Consider the following 18680-nt stretch of genomic DNA (forward strand, 5'->3'; position numbering starts at 1 on the left):
AAAAAATGTTTGCGCGGATCGGCCTGAAATCCAGCGGATAATTCCACTGGATTTCTTTTATCCTTACAATCTCTCTTAAACCAAACTATTATGTTATTGGTTTTATAACCATGTTATTTGGTAAAATATAAAAAGTATTATAAGATAGGGAGATTACCTGATGAAAGTTATTTGGGTTGTTGACGATGAAGAAAATATTCGCAACTTAATCAAACGCTACCTTGAAAAAGAAAGTTACATTGTTCGTACTTTTTCTTCCGCCGAGGAACTGAATAATGCCCTGCTTAACAGTGTACCCGATATGTTTATTCTTGATATAATGCTTCCTGACAGCGATGGCTTGAACTTGTGCCGGATGATTCGAGAGGAATACAACCTGCCAGTGATCTTTGTTTCTGCCCGTGGAGAAGAATTCGATCGTGTTTTAGGCCTTGAAATAGGCGGTGATGATTACCTGGCCAAACCTTTCAGCCCGAGAGAACTCGTAGCCCGGGTTAAGAATATATTTAGAAGAATTATTCCCCAGGAGGATACTGAAGCCACGCTGGAAATAAAAAATATGATAATCAATCCCGGGCAGCGAAAAGTTACAATCGGGGGTATTGACACGGCTTTAACTAGTAAAGAATTTGATCTGCTTATGCTTATGGCCCGATCTCCAAATTACTCTTTCAGCAGAAAAGCATTGCTCGAAAATATATGGGGTTATGACTATGAAGGTGATGAAAGAGCAGTTGATGATACCATAAAACGGATCAGAAAAAAAATAAGGGAAAAAGGAGCCCAGCCAGAGCTTACAACGGTATGGGGTTACGGGTATAGGCTTGATGTTTAGGAGAATTTTTATCGGCTACCTGGCAGTACTGCTCATTTCCTTTGCCGTGCTTACTCTGGCATTCAGTTTAACGGTCCGTCAATACCTGATCAATGATACAGTTGAAAGCCTATACCGGGTTGCCTCCGCACTCTCTGCAGCAGATCGTTCCGGCATGCATGAAAGCGGCTACATGAGGGGTGTATACTTTACCCTGGCAAACCGGATAGCATATGCCGATTACCTGGTAATTCTGGAAAGTGGAGAAATTCTGGAAAGCAGCAATATAGAAACCTATCCTTCAGGAACAATCATTGAAAACGATTCCTTCTACCAGTTGGCCTTTATCAAAGAACCCCGGGAAAGTATGGTAGAAAGAGATCTGGTTGCCGTAGCTTTCCCCGTGATTGTATCGGGGGAAGCTTCTCAGGCTGCACTAATTTTATATTCCAGGCTTGATCTTCTCACCCAATTAAACCAGAGTTTACTGGGCATACTGGCTCTCGCCCTTGGAGCCGGTATCATTGTTTCACTGGTGGCAGGAGTTTTCGTAACCAGGGTTGTTGTAGATCCATTACAGAAGTTTAAAAAAAGGGTTTCTGAATTAGCCAGGCGGAATTTTGATGGGAAGCTTGATATATCAACAGGTGATGAGCTTGAGGAACTGGCTCACGCTTTCAACGAAATGACGGACCAGCTTGTTGAATATGATCATGCCCAGAAAGATTTCTTCCAAAAGGCCTCACATGAATTAAAAACACCATTGATGTCTGTACAGGGATACGCAGAAGCTATCCGGGACGGAATAATACCGCCAACTGAAGCACAGCAGGGTTTAGATATAATTATCAAGGAAGCCCGGCGTATGAAAGCGCTGGTTGATCAGTTTATCTATCTTTCTAAGATGGAATCGATTAAAGAAGACTACCATTTCAAAGAAATCCTGCCCGAGGATATTGCCCGTGAAGCAGTTCATGCCCTGCACAGCCTGGCTTTGGATAAAGGGATATCTGTTAAGGTTGCCTGTATTAACTGTAATCGGTTTATTAAAGGTGACCCCGAGAAAATATATCGACTTTTTCTGAACATAATAGGCAATGCGCTGCAGTATGCAGAAAGTGAAATTTTAATTACGATTGATGGCGGCAAAGTCACTATAGAAGACGATGGGCCCGGATTCGGCCAGGGAGCAATAGACAACGCTTTTAAACCTTTCTACAGCGGCGACAACGGTGGAAGCGGTTTGGGGCTGGCTATTTCCCGGGCAATAATAGAGAAACACAGGGGTTCAATTAAAATCGGCAGTGGAGCCACTGGTGGGGCATTGATTACAATTATTTTTCAGGATTGATCCGATTCAACGTTACGGATTATCAGTTTTTTTTCAAGCTTTGAAAGATCAATTTTTTCAGACATATAAGCAGCAGCTCCTGGGCATAAATATTCAGAAAATATAATTAAATAATGTGTCCCGAAATTATTTTTCTTTTGGTCCGGCAGGGTAAACGGGCCCCGGGTTGTATTCAACACTTGGTCTGGCGGTACGGGGTTGGGGGAACATGCTCATCAGGCTGTAAATTTCCGGAGGCACATCGGTATTAACATTAAGACCCATGGAAGCAATTTGGGCTACGTCAATTGGGTAATCATGAGTCCATGTTCCCTGGGTTAGGAGTTCTGCAGTCTTATCGGCCTGTCCTTCATCCATATGCTTCTTAAGCAGGTTTCTAACAGTTATCTTAACCTGCTTGAGAGCCTTTGCCGCAACATCGGCGAGGATAACCGTTTGATCATCAATATCTTTAACCGGTTTGGTCTCCATCACCTTTACCAGTGATGCTGCCGGGTACTGCCCCAGTTGGGGATCAAGAGGTCCGAGTACGGCATTTTCATCCATGACCAGTTCATCTGCTGCCATGGCAATCAGAGTACCCCCTGACATGGCATAATGGGGAACAAACACGGTAACTTTACCAGGGTGACGAAGTAAAGCTTCAGCAATTTGCTCTGAAGCCAGAACAAGCCCTCCGGGAGTATGTAGAATCAGATCAATTGGTACATTTTTGTCCGTAAGCCGGATTGCCGTTAAGACCTGTTCCGAGTCTTCAATATTAATATATCTGGTCAGGGGTATCCCCAGCAGGCTCAGTGCCTCCTGGCGGTGGATCAGCGTTATCACTCTACTGCCCCGCCTCCGTTCAAGTTCGATCATTTTACGTGTTCTTGCTGACCGCAACAGCTGCTGCTGCAGGTAAGGTGTAAGCATTGAAATTATCAAAAAGAGCCAGAATACCTGAGAAAAAACTTCCATTGTATAACCTCCTCGCAGTTAACAGTAATCACGCCAGCATTCCCAAAATGGATCAGCACGGTAATTACGCTTGGGACGGATAATCAGGATTAATATCAGGCCGAGCACAAAACCGCCAATATGCGCCCACCAGGCAACACCGGGCACTTCAAAGAAAGCATAGACAACCTGAAGGATAGCCCAATAGCCTAAATAAATTGGTGCAGGTAGCCAAAAAGAAAAGAATATGAAAGGGGGGATGAACGTAAGAACCCTGGCCCGGGGAAATAGAACAAGATATGCCCCAAGTACTCCCGATACCGCACCGGATGCCCCTACCATCGGTATATCACTGTTGGGAAGTGAAAACCCCTGCAGAAGTGCAGCGGCGATTCCAGCTAAAAAATAGAGCAACATGAAACGGCTGAATCCCAACCGTCCTTCCACGGCAGGCCCAAAAACCCAGATAAACCACATGTTTCCGATCAAGTGTATAAAAGAGCCATGGACAAATATGCTGGTTATAATGGTATAAAATTCCCCTACAGGATTAAGAAAAAAATCCTGAGGAATAAATCCGTAAGTTTCAAAGATATTCGGTAACTCTTCAAACCCAAAGGAAAGCTGAAAAAAATAGGCCAGGCTGGTTATGATTAAAAGCCCGAAGGTAGCAATTTTTGCTCCGTGATAAGTAATTGTATCGCGTATCGGAAACATTGGAGGGAGGTAAACCGCCTTTCGCCTGAAATCCCTGCATCGAGTATTTCCATTATAACACACTCATGTAAAAGCTTGATTCATCTTAAAATTTGAAGATATTGAACGAAGAGGTATAAAGATATTTCACTAAAAATTTTAACTAGCGGCATATGCATAAATAAGTAAACGATCCGTGGACAGGCTTTGGATCGTTTACTTATTTTGTAGTTGTCTTCTTTACTAATTATTTAGGCTTTATCTATACGGATAGCGCAAACTTTTGTTTCGGGAGTTTTTGCTACCGGATCGAGTGCTGAACTGGTCAGCAGGTTAGTCGGGCATTCAGCAAAATGGAAACTGAGAGAAGCAACACCAGGTTGACTCCTTTTGGAGAGTTTAGCCCGGACTTTTATTGCTCCGCGTCGCGATTTAACTTCGACCATATCATCATCTTCAATACCCATTCTCAATGCATCATCGGGATTGATCAGGATATGCTCACCGCCGCTCAGTTCATCCAGCCCTTCTGAGTAGCGGGTCATGGTGCTGTGGAACTGGTAAAGGCTGCGCTCGGTGGTAAGAATTAGAGGGAAATCAGTGCAGCATAATTCGGCGGATTCCCTGTACGACAGTGGAACCAGTTTGCCTTTACCAGAAGGAGTGGCAAACTTTTCAGTGTGCAGTATAGGCGTTCCCGGATCATCGACCGTAGGACAGGGCCACTGAATTCCGAATTCATCGATCCGATCGTAATTTAAACCGGCATAACTGGGTGTCAGAGAGGCCATTTCATTGAAGATTTCTTCAGCGCTGTGATAGGCAAAACCCTCATAACCCATTTCATTTGCTATAGCGCTTACAATCCACCAATCGGGCTTCGCTTCACCGACGGGATCTATCACCCTGCGGACACGCTGTACCCGTCGTTCCGTATTGACAAAACAGCCGTTTTTTTCTGCAAAAGATGCAGCAGGCAAAACAACATCTGCCACTTCTGCTGTTTCGTTGAGGAAGATGTCCTGGACAACAAAGAATTCCAGTTTCTCCATTGCTTCCTGGGCATGCGCCGCATTGGCTTCGGTTAGAACCGGATTTTCACCGACCAGGTAAATCGCTTTTATCTTACCTTCATAAGCTGCATCAAAAATTTCAGTATGCGTTAACCCGGGTTTACCGCTTAAAGAAACGCCCCAGGCATCTTCGAATTTCTTACGTGCTTCGTCGTTTTCAACTTTCTGATATCCGGTAAAAACATTTGGCAGTGAACCCATATCACAGGCTCCCTGGACATTATTCTGACCACGAAGAGGATTAACTCCTGCAGAAACCTGACCCAGGTTGCCGGTTATCAGTGCGAGGTTGCTGACCGCCAGAACGTTATCTGTCCCATGAGAATGCTGGGTAATACCCATGCAGTAGAGAATTGAAGCCGGACTGTTGTTAGCATACATCCGCGCCGCTTCAACAATCTTATCGAAGGGTAACCCGGTGGTTTCACTAACAAACTCAGGGGTAAATGCTTCAAGTGATTCCTTGAATTGCTCAAAATTTTCACATCGTTCGGCAATATAATCTTCATCATGCAGGCCTTCTTCGATTATAACCCTGGCCATGCCCATCAGAAGAGCCACATCAGTGCCGGGTTTAAGAGGCAGGTGCAGATCGGCGAAACGAACCAGGGCAACTTCCTGGGGATTGGCTACAATTAATTTTGCCCCATTGCGAACTGCCTTTTTAACCTGGTACCCGATGATCGGATGAGCATCGGTTGTACTGGTCCCAACGGCAAGGATACAGGATGAATCACCGATTTCACTGATTGAGTTGGTCATCGCTCCGCTGCCCAGTGAAGTGGCCAGACCGGCCACTGTCGGGGCGTGTCAGAGACGTGCGCAGTGATCAATATTATTGGTTTGCATCGCTGCTCGGGTAAATTTTTGCATTACATAATTATCTTCGATGGTACATTTGGCCGATGCAATCATAGCAAACTGATCGCCTTTATAGCTACCCAGTTTTTCGGCAATTAGCGAGAGAGCTTCTTCCCAGCTTGCTTCGACCAGTTCACCATTTTTGCGAATTAGCGGTGTCTTCAAACGATCAGGATGATTGATAAAACCGAGACCAAATCGACCCTTCACACAGAGACTGCCGTTACTGGCAGGGCTATCCGGAACCGCACGGGAACTGACTATTTTACCACCACGGGCACCTACAATGATCCCACATCCGCATCCGCAGAATGGACAGATAGTTTCGACTTCATAAGTCGGTTCCGCTTCATCTCTTGGTACTAGAGCTCCAACCGGACAGCGGGCTACACACTCTCCACAGGTAACACAGGTGGAATCAATTATCGGCTTGTCACCCAGTACAGCGATTTTTGTCTTGATTCCGCGGTAGGCAAAATCGATACAGTGATCGCCCTGTATTTCATCACAGGTCCTGACACAGATACCGCAAAGCACGCACTTATTCATATCCCTTAAATAGAAAGGATTTGAATCATCAATAGGTTGATCCAGCACAGGCTTGCGCATTGCCTTTATACGCTCTTCATCAAGACCGATATAACGGGTCAGTTCCTGCAGCTGGCATTGACTGTTTTTAGCACAGCTCTGGCAATTATAATCGTGGTTCAGCACGAGCAGCTCCAGGTTAACCCGACGGGTTTGATCGAGATCTTCACTTGCTGAAGTGACCACCATACCCTCTTCGACCGGAGTCATACAGGAAACCGTAGGCCGACGGCCCTCTATCTCAACCAGGCAAACCCGGCAAATTCCTACAGAGGTTAAATCTGGGTGATCACAGAGATGAGGGATATATATCCCATTCTCCAGCGCTGCCCTTAAAATCGATGTTCCCGGTTCTGCTTTTATTTCAACACCATCTATAGTCAGGGTAATCAACTCAGTCATTTGCCACCCTCCTCAAGAACTGCAACTTTTTCTTGTAATCCTTCAGAACTGACCTGCACCGCTGCAACTTTTTTCGGACATACATCGAAGCATGCCCCACACTTGGTGCAGAGTTCCTGGTCTATTTCATGCGGTTGTTTCTTCTCTCCGCTGATTGCTTCAACGGGGCAGGCTTTGGCACAGCGCTGGCAACCGATACATTTATCAGGATCAATCGAGTACTTTAAGAGTGCTTTACAGACCAGAGCCGGGCATCTTTTCTCGATTACATGAGCTTCATACTCATCTCGGAAGTAACGAAGGGTTGTCAGAACAGGGTTCGGAGCAGTCTGTCCGAGACCGCACATAGAGCCTTTTTTTACGGCCCAGGCCAGATCTTCGAGCAGTTTGATATCCTCGATACGACCCCGTCCTTCAGTGATATCTTCCAGAATATAAAACATCTGGGTGGTCCCCAGTCGGCAGGGGATACACTGACCGCATGATTCTTTACGTGTAAAGTTGAGGAAGTATCTGGCCATGTCAACCATGCAGGTATCTTCATCAACTACAACCAAGCCGCCGGAACCCATCATCGCTCCCGCAGCAGTCAAGGAGTCGAAATCGATAGGCAGATCGAGGTGTTCTTCAGGGATACATCCACCTGAAGGTCCTCCAATCTGAGCTGCTTTAAATTTTTTGCCATAGCGAATCCCACCGCCAATATCAAAAACAACTTCACGGATCGTTACACCCATGGGAACCTCAACCAAACCGGTGTTGTTGACTTTCCCTGTCAGGGCGAATACTTTGGTTCCCTTACTGCCTTCAGTGCCCACGGAGGCGAATTTTTCTGCTCCCCGACGAAGGATCAACGGCACATTGGCCAAAGTTTCAACATTGTTTATACAGGTTGGTTTACTCCACAACCCCTCAACTGCCGGAAATGGCGGGCGGTGACGGGGCACACCCCTGTTTCCTTCAATGGAAGCCAGCAGAGCAGTCTCTTCACCACAGACAAATGCTCCGGCTCCCTCTTTTATCTTTATTTTAAAGTTGAATCCGAATCCCATTATGTTTTCACCAAGCATCCCGTACTTTTCTGCCTGTCCTATAGCTGTACGTAATCGTTTAATAGCCAGGGGATATTCTGAGCGAACATATATATAGCCCTCATCTGCACCGATAGCTTTTCCCGCTATCATCATTCCCTCGAGCACAGCATGGGGGTCGCCCTCCAGAATACTGCGATCCATAAATGCCCCGGGGTCTCCCTCATCAGCATTACAAACTATATATTTTTTTGTCCCCTTGCTGCTAAGGGCAAACTGCCATTTCATACCTGTCGGGAACCCTGCACCTCCACGACCGCGCAATCCGGAACTCTTCACTTCGTTTACGACATCCATCGGTTCCATCTGGAGAGCTTTCTTCAGTCCCAGGTAGCCACCTCGGATTATGTATTCATCAATATTTTCGGGGTCAATTACACCGCAGTTCCTTAATGCCAGCCGCTGCTGTTTATGGTAAAACATAATTTGATCGTGGGATATAACGGTTTCTTCCGAAACAGGGTCTTTATAGAGCAGACGTTCGACCATATTCCCCTTAACAAGGTATTCTTCAACAATCTCAGCAACATCTTCCTTTTGAACGCCGCAGTAGAATACGTCTTCCGGATATACTATAAATATCGGACCTTTTTCGCAGAATCCATGACAACCTGACATGATAATCCTTACCTGTTCTGTCATCCCATGTTTGGCCAGTTCATCTATCAGGGCATTTTTTACCTCTAAGGCTCCTGATGATATACAGCCCGTTCCGGCACAAATCAGAATATGTCTTTCATACACTTTGGCTTTCACTCCTTTCTGTCAGCCTTGATAAATATTATTGTTCCCGGAATAAGGGGCTGTGCGAATACCTTTTAACTATAGCCTTTCGTGCCTCTTTGCAGGATTCACTTTCATGACACAGGGGGCCCTGAAGGCAGCATTCGATAAAAACATCACATGGTTTTTCTTTACTATTAAAACACTCACTGCAACAGGGATCGATGAAATGATCCATCTACGCTTCCCCCCCTTCGGGTTCAGTCCCATATTCTGTAATTATTTTTTTTGTCTTATCGGGATCAAGTTTACCAAAAGTTTTCGAATCGATAGTCATAACAGGTGCAAGGCCACATGCACCGATGCATGCTACTTCTTCATAGGTGTATTTCTTATCATCAGTGGTTTCGCCAACGCCCACCTGCAGGATATCCTTAACCTTATCAGCGACCTTCATGGCACCGCGGACGTGGCATGCTGTGCCACAGCACAACCTGATAATATGCTTTCCTCTGGGTTGGAGGTGAAATCTGGCATAAAAAGTGGCTACTCCAAATACCTTGCTTTCCGGCACCTTCACAAAATTGGCAACTTCCCTCATTGCCTCTTCAGGCAGATAGCCTATTTTCTCCTGTACATCCTGAAGGACAGGAATCAATTCATTCCTCTCCCCCTTATAGGTATCAAAGACTGATTTAAGCTGTTCTTCCACAAAATCACACCCCTTGTATCTATGTTATGTCTGACGAAATTAAGAACTTTACCATTTTATTAGAAATAAACAGACCTGTTTACATTCTATTAAAGCATCTACAAATCCTGCCAGAAATCCCTAAAATACGCCTGGAGGAAATAGACGCAATAGACAGTAAAAACTGAAAACATTGAAATAAAAATAAACTAGAAGAATATTTTTTAATCTAATCAATAATGGTTCTTAATTGTAATTGTTAAATATATCTTGCCATAATATAATATAAAAAAGAATCACAGAATGTAATTGACCAAAATCGAGGAGGGCAAAATAATGTTACCAAACATGTTGCTGGATAAAATGAATGAACAGATCACTCACGAGTTTTTTTCCGCACATTATTATCTGGCAATGGCTGCCTTTTTTAAAAAAGAAGACTTGGATGGTTTCGCCAACTTCTTTATCGTACAGGCAGAAGAAGAGCGTTTTCACGCAATGAAATTTTTTGAATTTATCAATGACCAGGGAAATGAAGTCTTAATTACCGGATTCAAAGACCCAAAACGTGATTTCAAAAGTACAGAAGAGATATTTGCCCTGGCCCTGGAGCATGAAAAGCTTGTAAGCGGGTTAATCAATGATTTAATGCACCTGGCCCAGGAAGAAAAGCATTATCCAAGTATAAGCTTTTTGCAGTGGTTTATTGATGAGCAGGTTGAAGAAGAGGCATCAATGAACAGACTTCTTAACCTGGTCAAGCGAGTTGGGGAGCAGGGCCATGGCATATTAATGCTTGATAAAGAACTCGCCGGCCGCACTTTTAACCCGGCGGCTGAATAAATATAAGTTACTATTCAACCAGAAGGATGGCATACCTGGTAGTAACCTCTAATTTAATATTATCAGGAATCGCTACCTCTCCTCTCCTTTATAATTGCTTTGGCTCGTTCCACCGATCTGCCTATCCCTTCATACCCGGTGCAACGGCAGAGGTTGCTCTCAAGCCATTCCCTGGTTGTGTTGCTGTCCGCATCAGGATGATTTTCCAATAATGCATGAGCATTGATCAAAAACCCGGAGGTACAGTAACCGCATTGAAAACCACCCTGTTCCAGGAAAGCGTTCTGGATCGCGCTATCTTTCAGGCCTTCAACCGTTGTGATCTTTTTACCGATTGCTTCAACCGCCAGGATCAGGCATGATTTCACCGGTATTTCATCAAGCAAAACTGTACATGCACCACAGTCACCGTTCTCACATCCCGGTTTTGCCCCGGTTAAGCCAACTTTCTCCCGCAGGACTCGCAGTAATGTATCAGCGGGGCGGACTGTTAAACTGTATAATTCGTTGTTAATATCGAGTTCAATGACAGCAATCTTTCTATACTGTATCATTATTCCGCCACCTCCATTCTCTCAATCATCTCAGTCAGGTCAGACTGCCAAAGAGCTTCACGATAAACCGATGAACCGAGATGGTCATCGCGCACTGGACCGGGTAATTTCTTGATCGAATCTGAAACACGATCTTTTACAGCTATGGAAGAATCATTGATCGCTTTCTCCAGCTCCGCGTTTCTAAATGGGAAGGAACATAAGCCACTGACTGCTATTTTAACTTGCCCGTCATTTTTAAGGCTGCAGATGTGATAAAGCGGGTAGTCAACAGGTCCGTGTTTTTCCCGGCGCTTGCGCCAGCCAAACCTATTTAATTTATTTTTGCTTACAATTAACTGCAGCAAGATATCTCCTTCTTCGAGATGCAGGCGTTTATCAAATAGATCTCGGAGTAGTTTTTTGTGCCGGCCATCTTTGCCTTGCAGTAATATTTCTGCATCGGCCAGGAGAAAAGGCAGTACGGCTTCCCGGTAAGGCAGACGTCCACAGATATTTCCTCCAAGGGTAAGCCGATTTCGGACTGTGCGATCGGCTATACACTTAACCACTTCGGAAATAATAGCAGAGCTGCCTTTTTCTGCGACTGAACTTAAACTCAGCGCTGCTCCGTATACCAGGTCATCACCATCTAAATCCAGCGGCAATGCATCCTTGATATTTTTGATATCAATCAAAGCATCCGGGGTAATTCTCTGGCTCCGGCAAAAGGAAATTATTTCTGTACCACCGGCATAATAGAGAGGTTTCCGACCTTCCTCTTTAAGTGAAAAGAAGATCTCTACAGCCTGATCAGCCTTTTCCGGAGCATAATAATCGAGATCAAAGGGTATCATTTTCTTTCCTCCTTCCCTGCTTCCCATATGCTTTCAGGTGTGAGAGGCATTTTCTTTAACTGCCGCCCCACAGCACGTGACAGGGCTCCGGAAAGAGCGCCTGGCATGCCCAGCACACCCTGTTCTCCCAACCCCCTGGCACCATAGGGTCCATCCCGTTGGGGGGTTTCCACAAACTCGACCATGTACTGCGGTTCCTCACCAAAACGAAGCAGCTTATAACTTCGTAAATCATCGTTTAGAACCCGTCCCTGGTTGTTAAGGATAAAACCTTCCCATCCGGCATAGCCGAGGCCCATAGACATCCCGCCAACGATCTGACTGTGAGCCAGGAAGGGATTAATAACCTTTCCCACATCCATCGAACAAGCCGCTTTCAAAACACGGTAGGTCCCATCAGCAGGATCAAGTTCAACCTCGACTCCCTGGACACCCATGGTCCATTCAAGGGCCGGTCTCCCTTTTCCGGTTTCAGGATCAATAGCAGTGATCCTCCGGGAAATGTAGCGGCCCACACCAATAACCTGGCCCTCTATGGATTGCCCCTCGGGGTACATGTAACCGAGGGCAACATCTTTTACAGGTACACCTATCTCAGGTTCATCGGCCAGAAACACCCTTCCTCCCCCGACCTGTAGATCTTCAGGAGGACAGCGCAGTACGATAGATGCCGTCCTGCGCAATTGATTAATGGCATCATCTGCCGCTTCCAGGAGCGCCCTTCCTATCATAAATAGACTCCGGCTGGCTGCTGTTGCCCAATCATGGGGAGCAGTACGGGTATTGACTTCATCAACAATATGAATCTGATCGGGGTGCAGCAAGAATTTTTCTGCCAGTATCTGGGCCAGTGCAGTTTTAATACCCTGGCCGATCTCGATTACCCCGCAGTGAATATTTACAGAGCCATCTTCATTAAAGGTTAGTATTGCACCTCCGTCAGCATTAGTCGGCATAGCCGGAGCTTTCCAGAAACAGCTAACTCCCTTGGCCCTGATTTTCCCATCAGGCAGTTCTTCTCTTGTTCCGGCATCCCATCTGAGCATCGCTGAGATATTTTCAAGACACTTCTCCAGATTGCCGGTACTGGAATCCATCTCGCTTTGAGTCGGCGTTGTATCCCCGGCTTTTATTGCATTGATCATCCGGAATTTCAGGGCATCGATGCCGGCCTTTTCTGCAAGCAGGTCGATCGCTCTTTCCATGGCAAAAGCAAGTTCAATATGGCCAAAACCTCTGAATGCCGTGGCAAAGGGATGGTTGGTGTAAACACAGAGTGAATCGCACCAGACATTAGGTATATTATATGGCCCTGTACAGGCAATCGCTGCAGCTCTGCTGATATTTACAGCATAATCGGCGTAAGCTCCGCTATCAAAGTAAAAATTAAGCCTGGCTGCCTGAAGCTTGCCTTCTTTTTTGCATCCTAATTTTATTGTTGCTTCCAACCCGGTCCTTCCCGGTGATGATAAGAGGTCCTCTTCCCTGCTGTTCATGAGCATAACCGGACGGCCATCCACTGCTTTTGAAAGGAGGTACGCCAAACCCTCCAGTTGAATTCCCGCTTTACCGCCAAAACCTCCACCCAGAGGGGAAGCAATAACCGTTATCTTACCCACATCGAGCCCGAATGCTGTAGCAAGCAGGTTACGGACCACGAAGGGCGCCTGGGTTGTGGAATGTATGATCACCTGTCCGTCTGCTTTTATTTCAGCGCTTGAAGCTCTCGTTTCCAATGCAACGTGATCTCCCGGAGGAAAACTGAATGATTCTTCAACGATCACTTCACATTTGGCAAAACCTTCTTCCACGTTCCCTTTTCTTATCTTCGTCCTGTTGGCCACGTTACTTCCCGGTTCAGGGAAAATGGCCGGGATGTGGCTGTATGTATCCATCTCTTCATGCAGAAGAGGCGCCTTTTCCTCAAGTGCTTCGGAAGGAGAGCGAACAACTTGCAGGGGTTCATACTCAACTTTTATCAGGGTCAATGCGGCTTTCGCATTAAGTTCACTGTCAGCCACAACGGCAGCGACCGGTTCGCCATAGTGACGCACCCTTTTTCGGGCCAGGGGTGGCTTGTCTCCAAGGTATATGCCAATGTTACCGGGAACATCATCACCTGCAATAACCGCTTTAACTCCCGGTGCGGCTTTGGCTCCGGCAATATCAATCTTCCTGATCAAAGCGTGTGCATGGGGACTGGTCTTAACAGCAGCATGAAGCATTGCGGGAGACTGTTTATCTCCGAGGTAAAGAAGCCGGCCATTGACTTTATCATCACCATCTTTACGCTTCATGGAAATGCCGATAAATTTTTCTTCGCTCACGCTATCACGCTCCTCCAGTTGTGATGTGATTTGTAATTCTATTTTTCTAAATGCTTCGACAAAGTGCCTTTTGATCCTTCCACCCGCACAGAGTTGCTTCAACAACAACAGCTGTTTTATAATAAACAGTATAGCATTGCAGATAACAGGGGGAGCCTACCTGCTCTATAATAAATATGCGAACTGGCGTATCCCGGCCAGTGTTATAGCAGCAGTAATTGTCTGCTTATTTACCGGTCAAAATATTCTCTTCCACCTTTTTTCAGGAAGCTTGATTCTCGGTACCTTTTTTATGGCGACAGATCCGATTAATTCGCCAAAAACAGACTCCGGCCGATACATATTCGGAGCCGGAGTTGGGATCATTATCATGGCTATGCGTTTATGGGGCTGGCTTCCGGAAGGAACGACATTTGCAATCATCGGGATGAATTTAGTCGTCCCCCTGATAAACCGCTACACAAAAATAAATAGAAAACCTTCTGCAGTCTAGCTTATTATTTCATAGCCTTTCTTCTCCAGTTCAGTCGTTAGCTCCAAGGATTGATCTGTCTTTAACCTCATCGTAATCACAACCCGGCCATCTCTTGTATGGCCAATGACCAGGCTGTATATGTTTATATTCAGAGAACCGATCAGCGATGTAATTTTGCCGAGTTCACCTGTCTGATCATCAACAGCTACAGCCACCCTTACTCCCGGGCAATCAAATCCCAGAATATCAATGAAGGCTTTAAAAATATCACTTTCTGTAATTAATCCTACAAGTTTACCGTTTTTCTCAACAACCAGGGTGCCAATTTTATTTTCACGCATGGTTACTGCTGCCTCTTCTATCGCCGCATCCGGGTTGATTGTGATCACATCCCTGGTCATTACATCCCTGATCTTAATTTTTGGGAAAAGATAATTGATCTCATGGATAGAGAGACTTGTTGCCGGAGACGGCGAAGCCTTTAAAAGATCCTGGTTGGTTACCAGGCCGACAATCTTGCCCTTTGACAAAACCGGTAAGCGCCTGATTGCATGTTCTTTTAATTTTTCCAATGCGTCACCAACAGACTCATCGGGACTGATGGTAATTGGATCGACTGACATATAATCACGGACAAACATTCTGACATACCTCCTTACTCACTATATCCGGATTTTGAAGAACGATTTATATAACTTTCCTGATTATAATTATATCTACCTTATGCTATTCATGCTATATCTTTGATAATCAAATATACAGCCGCCAAAGAATTATTTAATTTGTTGGTATAAAAATATCCAATTCTTCCAGAAACAAGATTAGATCTCCCGAATTCACTGCTAAACCCTGAATTGTTGAGGGGTCACTGCTTCGGACAGTGGCAAAGACAATTCCCACTACCCGGCCTTGCATATCCATTACCGGGCTTCCACTGCTGCCCGGATAGATCATTGCTTCAAGAATCAGTTGGGGATAATGATAGCCCGCTGATTGTCTAAAGCCAATGAGCGTCCCTTTATTCGCAATCCGGGCAAACTGCAGTGGATTGCCGATGACCAGTACTTCATCTCCTTCCGCTACTTTTTCGGACGTCAATGAGAGGGTTGGCAAGTTTTCGGAATCAAGTTTAATTATTGCCAGATCCACATCCGGGGCAAGATACCATTCTCCGACAACAAAGGTGCCCTGATTGGGAAATGAAACCCTTACTGTAGTTGCCTCCTCAAGCAAGTGGCGGTTGGTCACTATTAATCCATCGGTCATTATATTAAAACCACTCCCTCGAATGCGTCCACCCTGTGAACCGGCACGTGAGTCCACGTAAATCTGGACAACCGCATCTTTTGAACCTCTGACCAGAGGGTCATCTTGCAGTGCCCATGATTCTCTAAGAAAACTAAACGCCGGACCGGAAAAAACTGAAAGCCATCGTCCGGTTACAGTAAATAGAAATAACAGGGCTAATACGAAAGCTACCAGACCAAGGAAGAACTGCCGTTTTCTCTGCCTTTCCCTAAGATAGTGAAAATCTTCAGGATGAGTATCTCTGCGATTAAGCTCTTCGAATATTTCCAACTTGGCACATCACCTCCAGTCTTATCTAATAAATTTCAGCAATTATCTGTTTTTTCCTTCCCGTCTACTAACAACAATGTATTTTCCTTTAGACGCTGTGATTGCCCCTTATATACTGGACCGCTATAAGCTATAATATAAATTACAGATCCAGGTAAGTTAAGAATTGCCGGTTATAAAAAGATTAATATGGGCGGTAGAGATAGCATGAGGGAATTGAGTAGTCGAGAGCAAAAAGAACTAAAAAAGAAGATCCACCGGGCTCTCTTTGAGGCCAGAAACGCGGTGCATTTGGGCGACCTGGAAACGGCCAGGTCGATCATCCGGCAGGTCATGGCCGAAGCAGCTCCGGCTTTATACCAGGCGAACCAAACCGGAGGAGAGAACTGGGTTTTGGAAGCTCTCAAACCTCTTGATGACTTACTTCTTCCCGATGAATAAAAATCTGTTCATTAAGAATCTGTTGTTAAGAATCAGTGGGTATGCTAAAATATATATAACCGATATGGTTATATATATTTAATACTATGGAGAGTTATACTGGAGGTAATAAAATGAATCTAGAAAACCTGATGGCCAAGACACTTGATATGAAAACACTCACAGATTACCAGGAAGGTGCTGTAGTCAGCAAGGAAATTTTAAAGCAGCAAAAAGGAACCGTTACTGTTTTTGCTTTTGACCAGGGACAGGGATTAAGCGAACACACTGCTCCTTTTGATGCCCTGGTTTGCATTCTGGATGGCCGGGCAGAAATAATGATTGATGGTGAAACCTATGATGTCGGTGAAGGAGAAATGATCATAATGCCGGCTCATAAACCTCATGCCCTTAAAGCCAAAGAGCGGTTTAAAATGATGCTGGTTATGATTCGCACCTAATCATATTATGGGGAGGTTCAGTTAAATGGCATTCAAAATCAATAACAGCGTTTCCTGGGTGGGCAAGATTGACTGGGAATTACGCAAATTCCACGGTGAAGAGTTGACCACTCACCGAGGCAGTTCATACAACTCTTACCTGGTCAGGGGAGGAGAAAAAACGGCTCTGATCGACACGGTCTGGCAGCCCTTCGCAAAGGAATTTATTCACCGGCTGAAAAAAGAAATAAACCTGAAAGATATCGATTATATTATAGCTAACCACGCTGAAATAGATCACAGCGGAGCTCTGCCTGAACTACTTAAAGAAATCCCTGGCACTCCGGTTTACTGCTCCGAGGCAGGGGTAAAATCGTTAAAAGGCCACTACCATGAGGACTGGAACTTTAAACCTGTAAAAACAGGCGACAAACTTGACCTTGGCGGTAAAGAGCTAATTTTTGTTGAAGCAAAGATGCTGCACTGGCCTGACAGCATGTTCTGCTACCTGACAGGAGATAATATCCTCTTTCCGAATGATGCTTTCGGTCAGCATTATGCATCTGAAATGATGTACAATGATCTGGTGGATCAAACCGAACTGTATGAAGAGGCAATCAAGTATTATGCCAATATCCTTACTCCATTCAGCAAGCTCGTTACGGCAAAAATCAAGGAAGTTGTTGCGTTCAATCTTCCTGTCGAAATGATATGTCCCAGCCACGGGGTAATCTGGCGCGAAGACCCGCTCCAGATTATCAATAAATATATGGAGTGGGCAGACAGCTACCAGGAAAATCAGGTCACGGTTATATATGACACAATGTGGGACGGAACGAGAAGAGCAGCCGAGGCGATCGTTTCCGGAATAAAAGAAGCTAATCATACAATAACAATCAAGCAGTACAATGCTGCGCGAACAGACAAAAATGATCTGGTAACCGAAATATTTAAATCAAAAGCAATTATTATCGGATCACCGACTATAAATAAAGGTATACTCCATTCAATAGCATCATTAATGGAGATGGTGAAGGGTCTTAAATTTCAGGAGAAGAAGGGCGCCGCATTCGGCTGCTATGGATGGAGCGGCGAATCTGTCCAGTTGATCAATCAACTTCTTGAAGACGCCGGCTTCGAATTGATCAGCCGAGAAGGAATCAAAACATTATGGAATCCCGATCCGGAAGCAATTGAAAAGGCCATCAATTTCGGGAAGGAAATCGGCTCAAACCTTGATTAAAAAAAGAATCTGATGAAACTCTTTGGGAACCATTTGCAATAAGTTACTAAACAGTACTCAGAGTACTTTTTAAACTTAATCTCAGATGGTTCCTTTTATTTTTTTATACCGTTCCAGTAAATTTCAAAAAGGCCGGATACCTGGCTATCTAAAATTTCTACATTCTCCAGGACAATCATGCCACCGATAACGACAAAGTTAAGAGAAAGAAAAAGTCGGGCAGCCATCTCTACATCAACATTTCCGCGAACTTCATCTCGTGCAATACCTGTCTGAATTAACAGCATCATACCTTCAAGAAGTTCCCGTCTTTTCTCCAGCATCCATGATTGGAGTTCCTCAAAATTTAGCGGTTTTTCGTTAAAAAGAAGGTGTAGTCTCTGCCTGTTTTCTTTTAGCAACTCTCGATGAGTCATGACTATGTCGGACATAACTTCTTTGACAGGTATAGAATTTGCCCGGGGTTTTCTGAATATCTGGAGATATGATTCAGCGCAGTATGAAAAACATTCCTTGAATAGCTGTTCCTTGCTGGGAAAGTATTCATAAACGGTCCCTTTGCCAACACCGGCCCGCTCTGCCACTTCATTTATTGTTACCTGGTAGTAATCCTTATCCAGAAACATATCGATAGCAGCAAATAATATCTGTTCCCTCTTACTGCCGACTTCTTTTTTCCTGCTTTCAACTAAGGCCATAGGATTTACTCCTTTCATTATTCTTAAAAATATACTG

The 18680-nt window shown here is 44.9% G+C and carries 19 protein-coding genes; 7 read left to right on the plus strand and 12 right to left on the minus strand.

Features of this window, described 5'->3' with window-relative positions:
• The first annotated feature begins 160 nt into the window (after window positions 1-160).
• Complete coding sequence (locus tag SCJ97_07095) at window positions 161-835, plus strand: response regulator transcription factor (GenBank protein ID MDW7739805.1); 675 nt, start codon at window positions 161-163, stop codon at window positions 833-835.
• Window positions 828-2165 (plus strand): HAMP domain-containing sensor histidine kinase, encoded by a 1338-nt coding sequence (locus SCJ97_07100; GenBank protein ID MDW7739806.1) that lies wholly within the window; start codon window positions 828-830, stop codon window positions 2163-2165. Before SCJ97_07095 ends, SCJ97_07100 begins: the two co-directional genes overlap by 8 nt.
• Window positions 2166-2291: 126 nt before the next feature.
• On the opposite strand, the gene SCJ97_07105 is transcribed toward SCJ97_07100, so the two are convergent.
• From SCJ97_07105 to nuoE, 6 genes are all read right to left on the minus strand, one after another.
• Window positions 2292-3125: an ATP-dependent Clp protease proteolytic subunit gene (locus tag SCJ97_07105; protein ID MDW7739807.1), complete on the minus strand. Its 834-nt coding sequence runs from the start codon at window positions 3123-3125 to the stop codon at window positions 2292-2294.
• Between the two features lie 18 nt (window positions 3126-3143).
• A complete protein-coding gene (locus tag SCJ97_07110) occupies window positions 3144-3821 on the minus strand; it encodes a rhomboid family intramembrane serine protease (GenBank protein ID MDW7739808.1) in 678 nt (225 codons plus the stop codon).
• A 230-nt stretch (window positions 3822-4051) separates the two neighbouring features.
• On the minus strand, window positions 4052-6724 hold the full coding sequence (gene fdhF / locus SCJ97_07115) for a formate dehydrogenase subunit alpha (GenBank protein ID MDW7739809.1): 2673 nt from the start codon (window positions 6722-6724) through the stop codon (window positions 4052-4054).
• A complete protein-coding gene (nuoF, locus tag SCJ97_07120; GenBank protein MDW7739810.1) occupies window positions 6721-8559 on the minus strand; it encodes an NADH-quinone oxidoreductase subunit NuoF in 1839 nt (612 codons plus the stop codon). Before nuoF ends, fdhF begins: the two co-directional genes overlap by 4 nt.
• Before the next feature lie 37 nt (window positions 8560-8596).
• Window positions 8597-8776 carry a CCxxC motif-containing NuoF prefix domain-containing protein gene (locus tag SCJ97_07125; GenBank protein MDW7739811.1) on the minus strand — a complete coding sequence of 60 codons (180 nt, stop codon included), beginning with the start codon at window positions 8774-8776 and terminating at the stop codon, window positions 8597-8599.
• Window positions 8777-9250, minus strand: a complete 474-nt coding sequence (gene nuoE, locus SCJ97_07130; GenBank protein ID MDW7739812.1) for an NADH-quinone oxidoreductase subunit NuoE — start codon at window positions 9248-9250, stop codon at window positions 8777-8779. It abuts the gene before it with no gap.
• Between the two features lie 315 nt (window positions 9251-9565).
• On the opposite strand from nuoE, the gene SCJ97_07135 reads away from it, so the two are divergent.
• Window positions 9566-10072 (plus strand): ferritin, encoded by a 507-nt coding sequence (locus tag SCJ97_07135; GenBank protein ID MDW7739813.1) that lies wholly within the window; start codon window positions 9566-9568, stop codon window positions 10070-10072.
• 62 nt (window positions 10073-10134) lie between these two features.
• Here SCJ97_07135 and SCJ97_07140 read toward each other — a convergent pair whose 3' ends face one another.
• Genes SCJ97_07140 through SCJ97_07150 form a run of 3 tightly spaced genes read right to left on the minus strand, consistent with a single transcriptional unit; the run spans window position 10135 to window position 13759 of the window.
• Complete coding sequence (locus SCJ97_07140) at window positions 10135-10626, minus strand: (2Fe-2S)-binding protein (protein ID MDW7739814.1); 492 nt, start codon at window positions 10624-10626, stop codon at window positions 10135-10137.
• Complete coding sequence (locus tag SCJ97_07145; protein MDW7739815.1) at window positions 10626-11462, minus strand: FAD binding domain-containing protein; 837 nt, start codon at window positions 11460-11462, stop codon at window positions 10626-10628. The genes SCJ97_07140 and SCJ97_07145 overlap by 1 nt, the downstream gene beginning before the upstream one ends.
• The gene (locus SCJ97_07150) at window positions 11459-13759 is read right to left on the minus strand and encodes a xanthine dehydrogenase family protein molybdopterin-binding subunit (protein ID MDW7739816.1); all 2301 of its coding nucleotides are present in this window, start codon (window positions 13757-13759) and stop codon (window positions 11459-11461) included. Before SCJ97_07150 ends, SCJ97_07145 begins: the two co-directional genes overlap by 4 nt.
• 4 nt (window positions 13760-13763) lie before the next feature.
• Here SCJ97_07150 and SCJ97_07155 point away from each other — a divergent pair, with 4 nt between their 5' ends.
• Window positions 13764-14282 (plus strand): RnfABCDGE type electron transport complex subunit D, encoded by a 519-nt coding sequence (locus SCJ97_07155; GenBank protein ID MDW7739817.1) that lies wholly within the window; start codon window positions 13764-13766, stop codon window positions 14280-14282.
• Here SCJ97_07155 and SCJ97_07160 read toward each other — a convergent pair.
• Together SCJ97_07160 and SCJ97_07165 are read right to left on the minus strand one after the other, a co-directional pair.
• Complete coding sequence (locus tag SCJ97_07160; GenBank protein ID MDW7739818.1) at window positions 14279-14905, minus strand: CBS and ACT domain-containing protein; 627 nt, start codon at window positions 14903-14905, stop codon at window positions 14279-14281. The genes SCJ97_07155 and SCJ97_07160 overlap by 4 nt on opposite strands.
• A 136-nt stretch (window positions 14906-15041) precedes the next feature.
• Window positions 15042-15842 carry a serine protease gene (locus SCJ97_07165; protein MDW7739819.1) on the minus strand — a complete coding sequence of 267 codons (801 nt, stop codon included), beginning with the start codon at window positions 15840-15842 and terminating at the stop codon, window positions 15042-15044.
• A gap of 216 nt (window positions 15843-16058) precedes the next feature.
• Between SCJ97_07165 and SCJ97_07170 the strand changes: the two genes are divergently transcribed.
• The 3 genes from SCJ97_07170 (at window position 16059) to SCJ97_07180 (ending at window position 17945) form a co-directional block, all read left to right on the plus strand.
• A complete protein-coding gene (locus SCJ97_07170) occupies window positions 16059-16283 on the plus strand; it encodes a hypothetical protein (protein ID MDW7739820.1) in 225 nt (74 codons plus the stop codon).
• Between the two features lie 113 nt (window positions 16284-16396).
• Window positions 16397-16723, plus strand: coding sequence for a cupin domain-containing protein (locus SCJ97_07175; protein MDW7739821.1), 327 nt, complete (start codon window positions 16397-16399; stop codon window positions 16721-16723).
• Window positions 16724-16748: 25 nt separating this feature from the next.
• Window positions 16749-17945 carry an anaerobic nitric oxide reductase flavorubredoxin gene (locus tag SCJ97_07180; protein MDW7739822.1) on the plus strand — a complete coding sequence of 399 codons (1197 nt, stop codon included), beginning with the start codon at window positions 16749-16751 and terminating at the stop codon, window positions 17943-17945.
• A 95-nt stretch (window positions 17946-18040) separates the two neighbouring features.
• Here SCJ97_07180 and SCJ97_07185 read toward each other — a convergent pair whose 3' ends face one another.
• Complete coding sequence (locus SCJ97_07185) at window positions 18041-18643, minus strand: TetR/AcrR family transcriptional regulator (protein MDW7739823.1); 603 nt, start codon at window positions 18641-18643, stop codon at window positions 18041-18043.
• Window positions 18644-18680 lie beyond the last annotated feature (37 nt).

The organism is Bacillota bacterium, assembly GCA_033549065.1.
Lineage (GTDB): Bacteria > Bacillota > Dethiobacteria > DTU022 > DTU022 > JAWSUE01.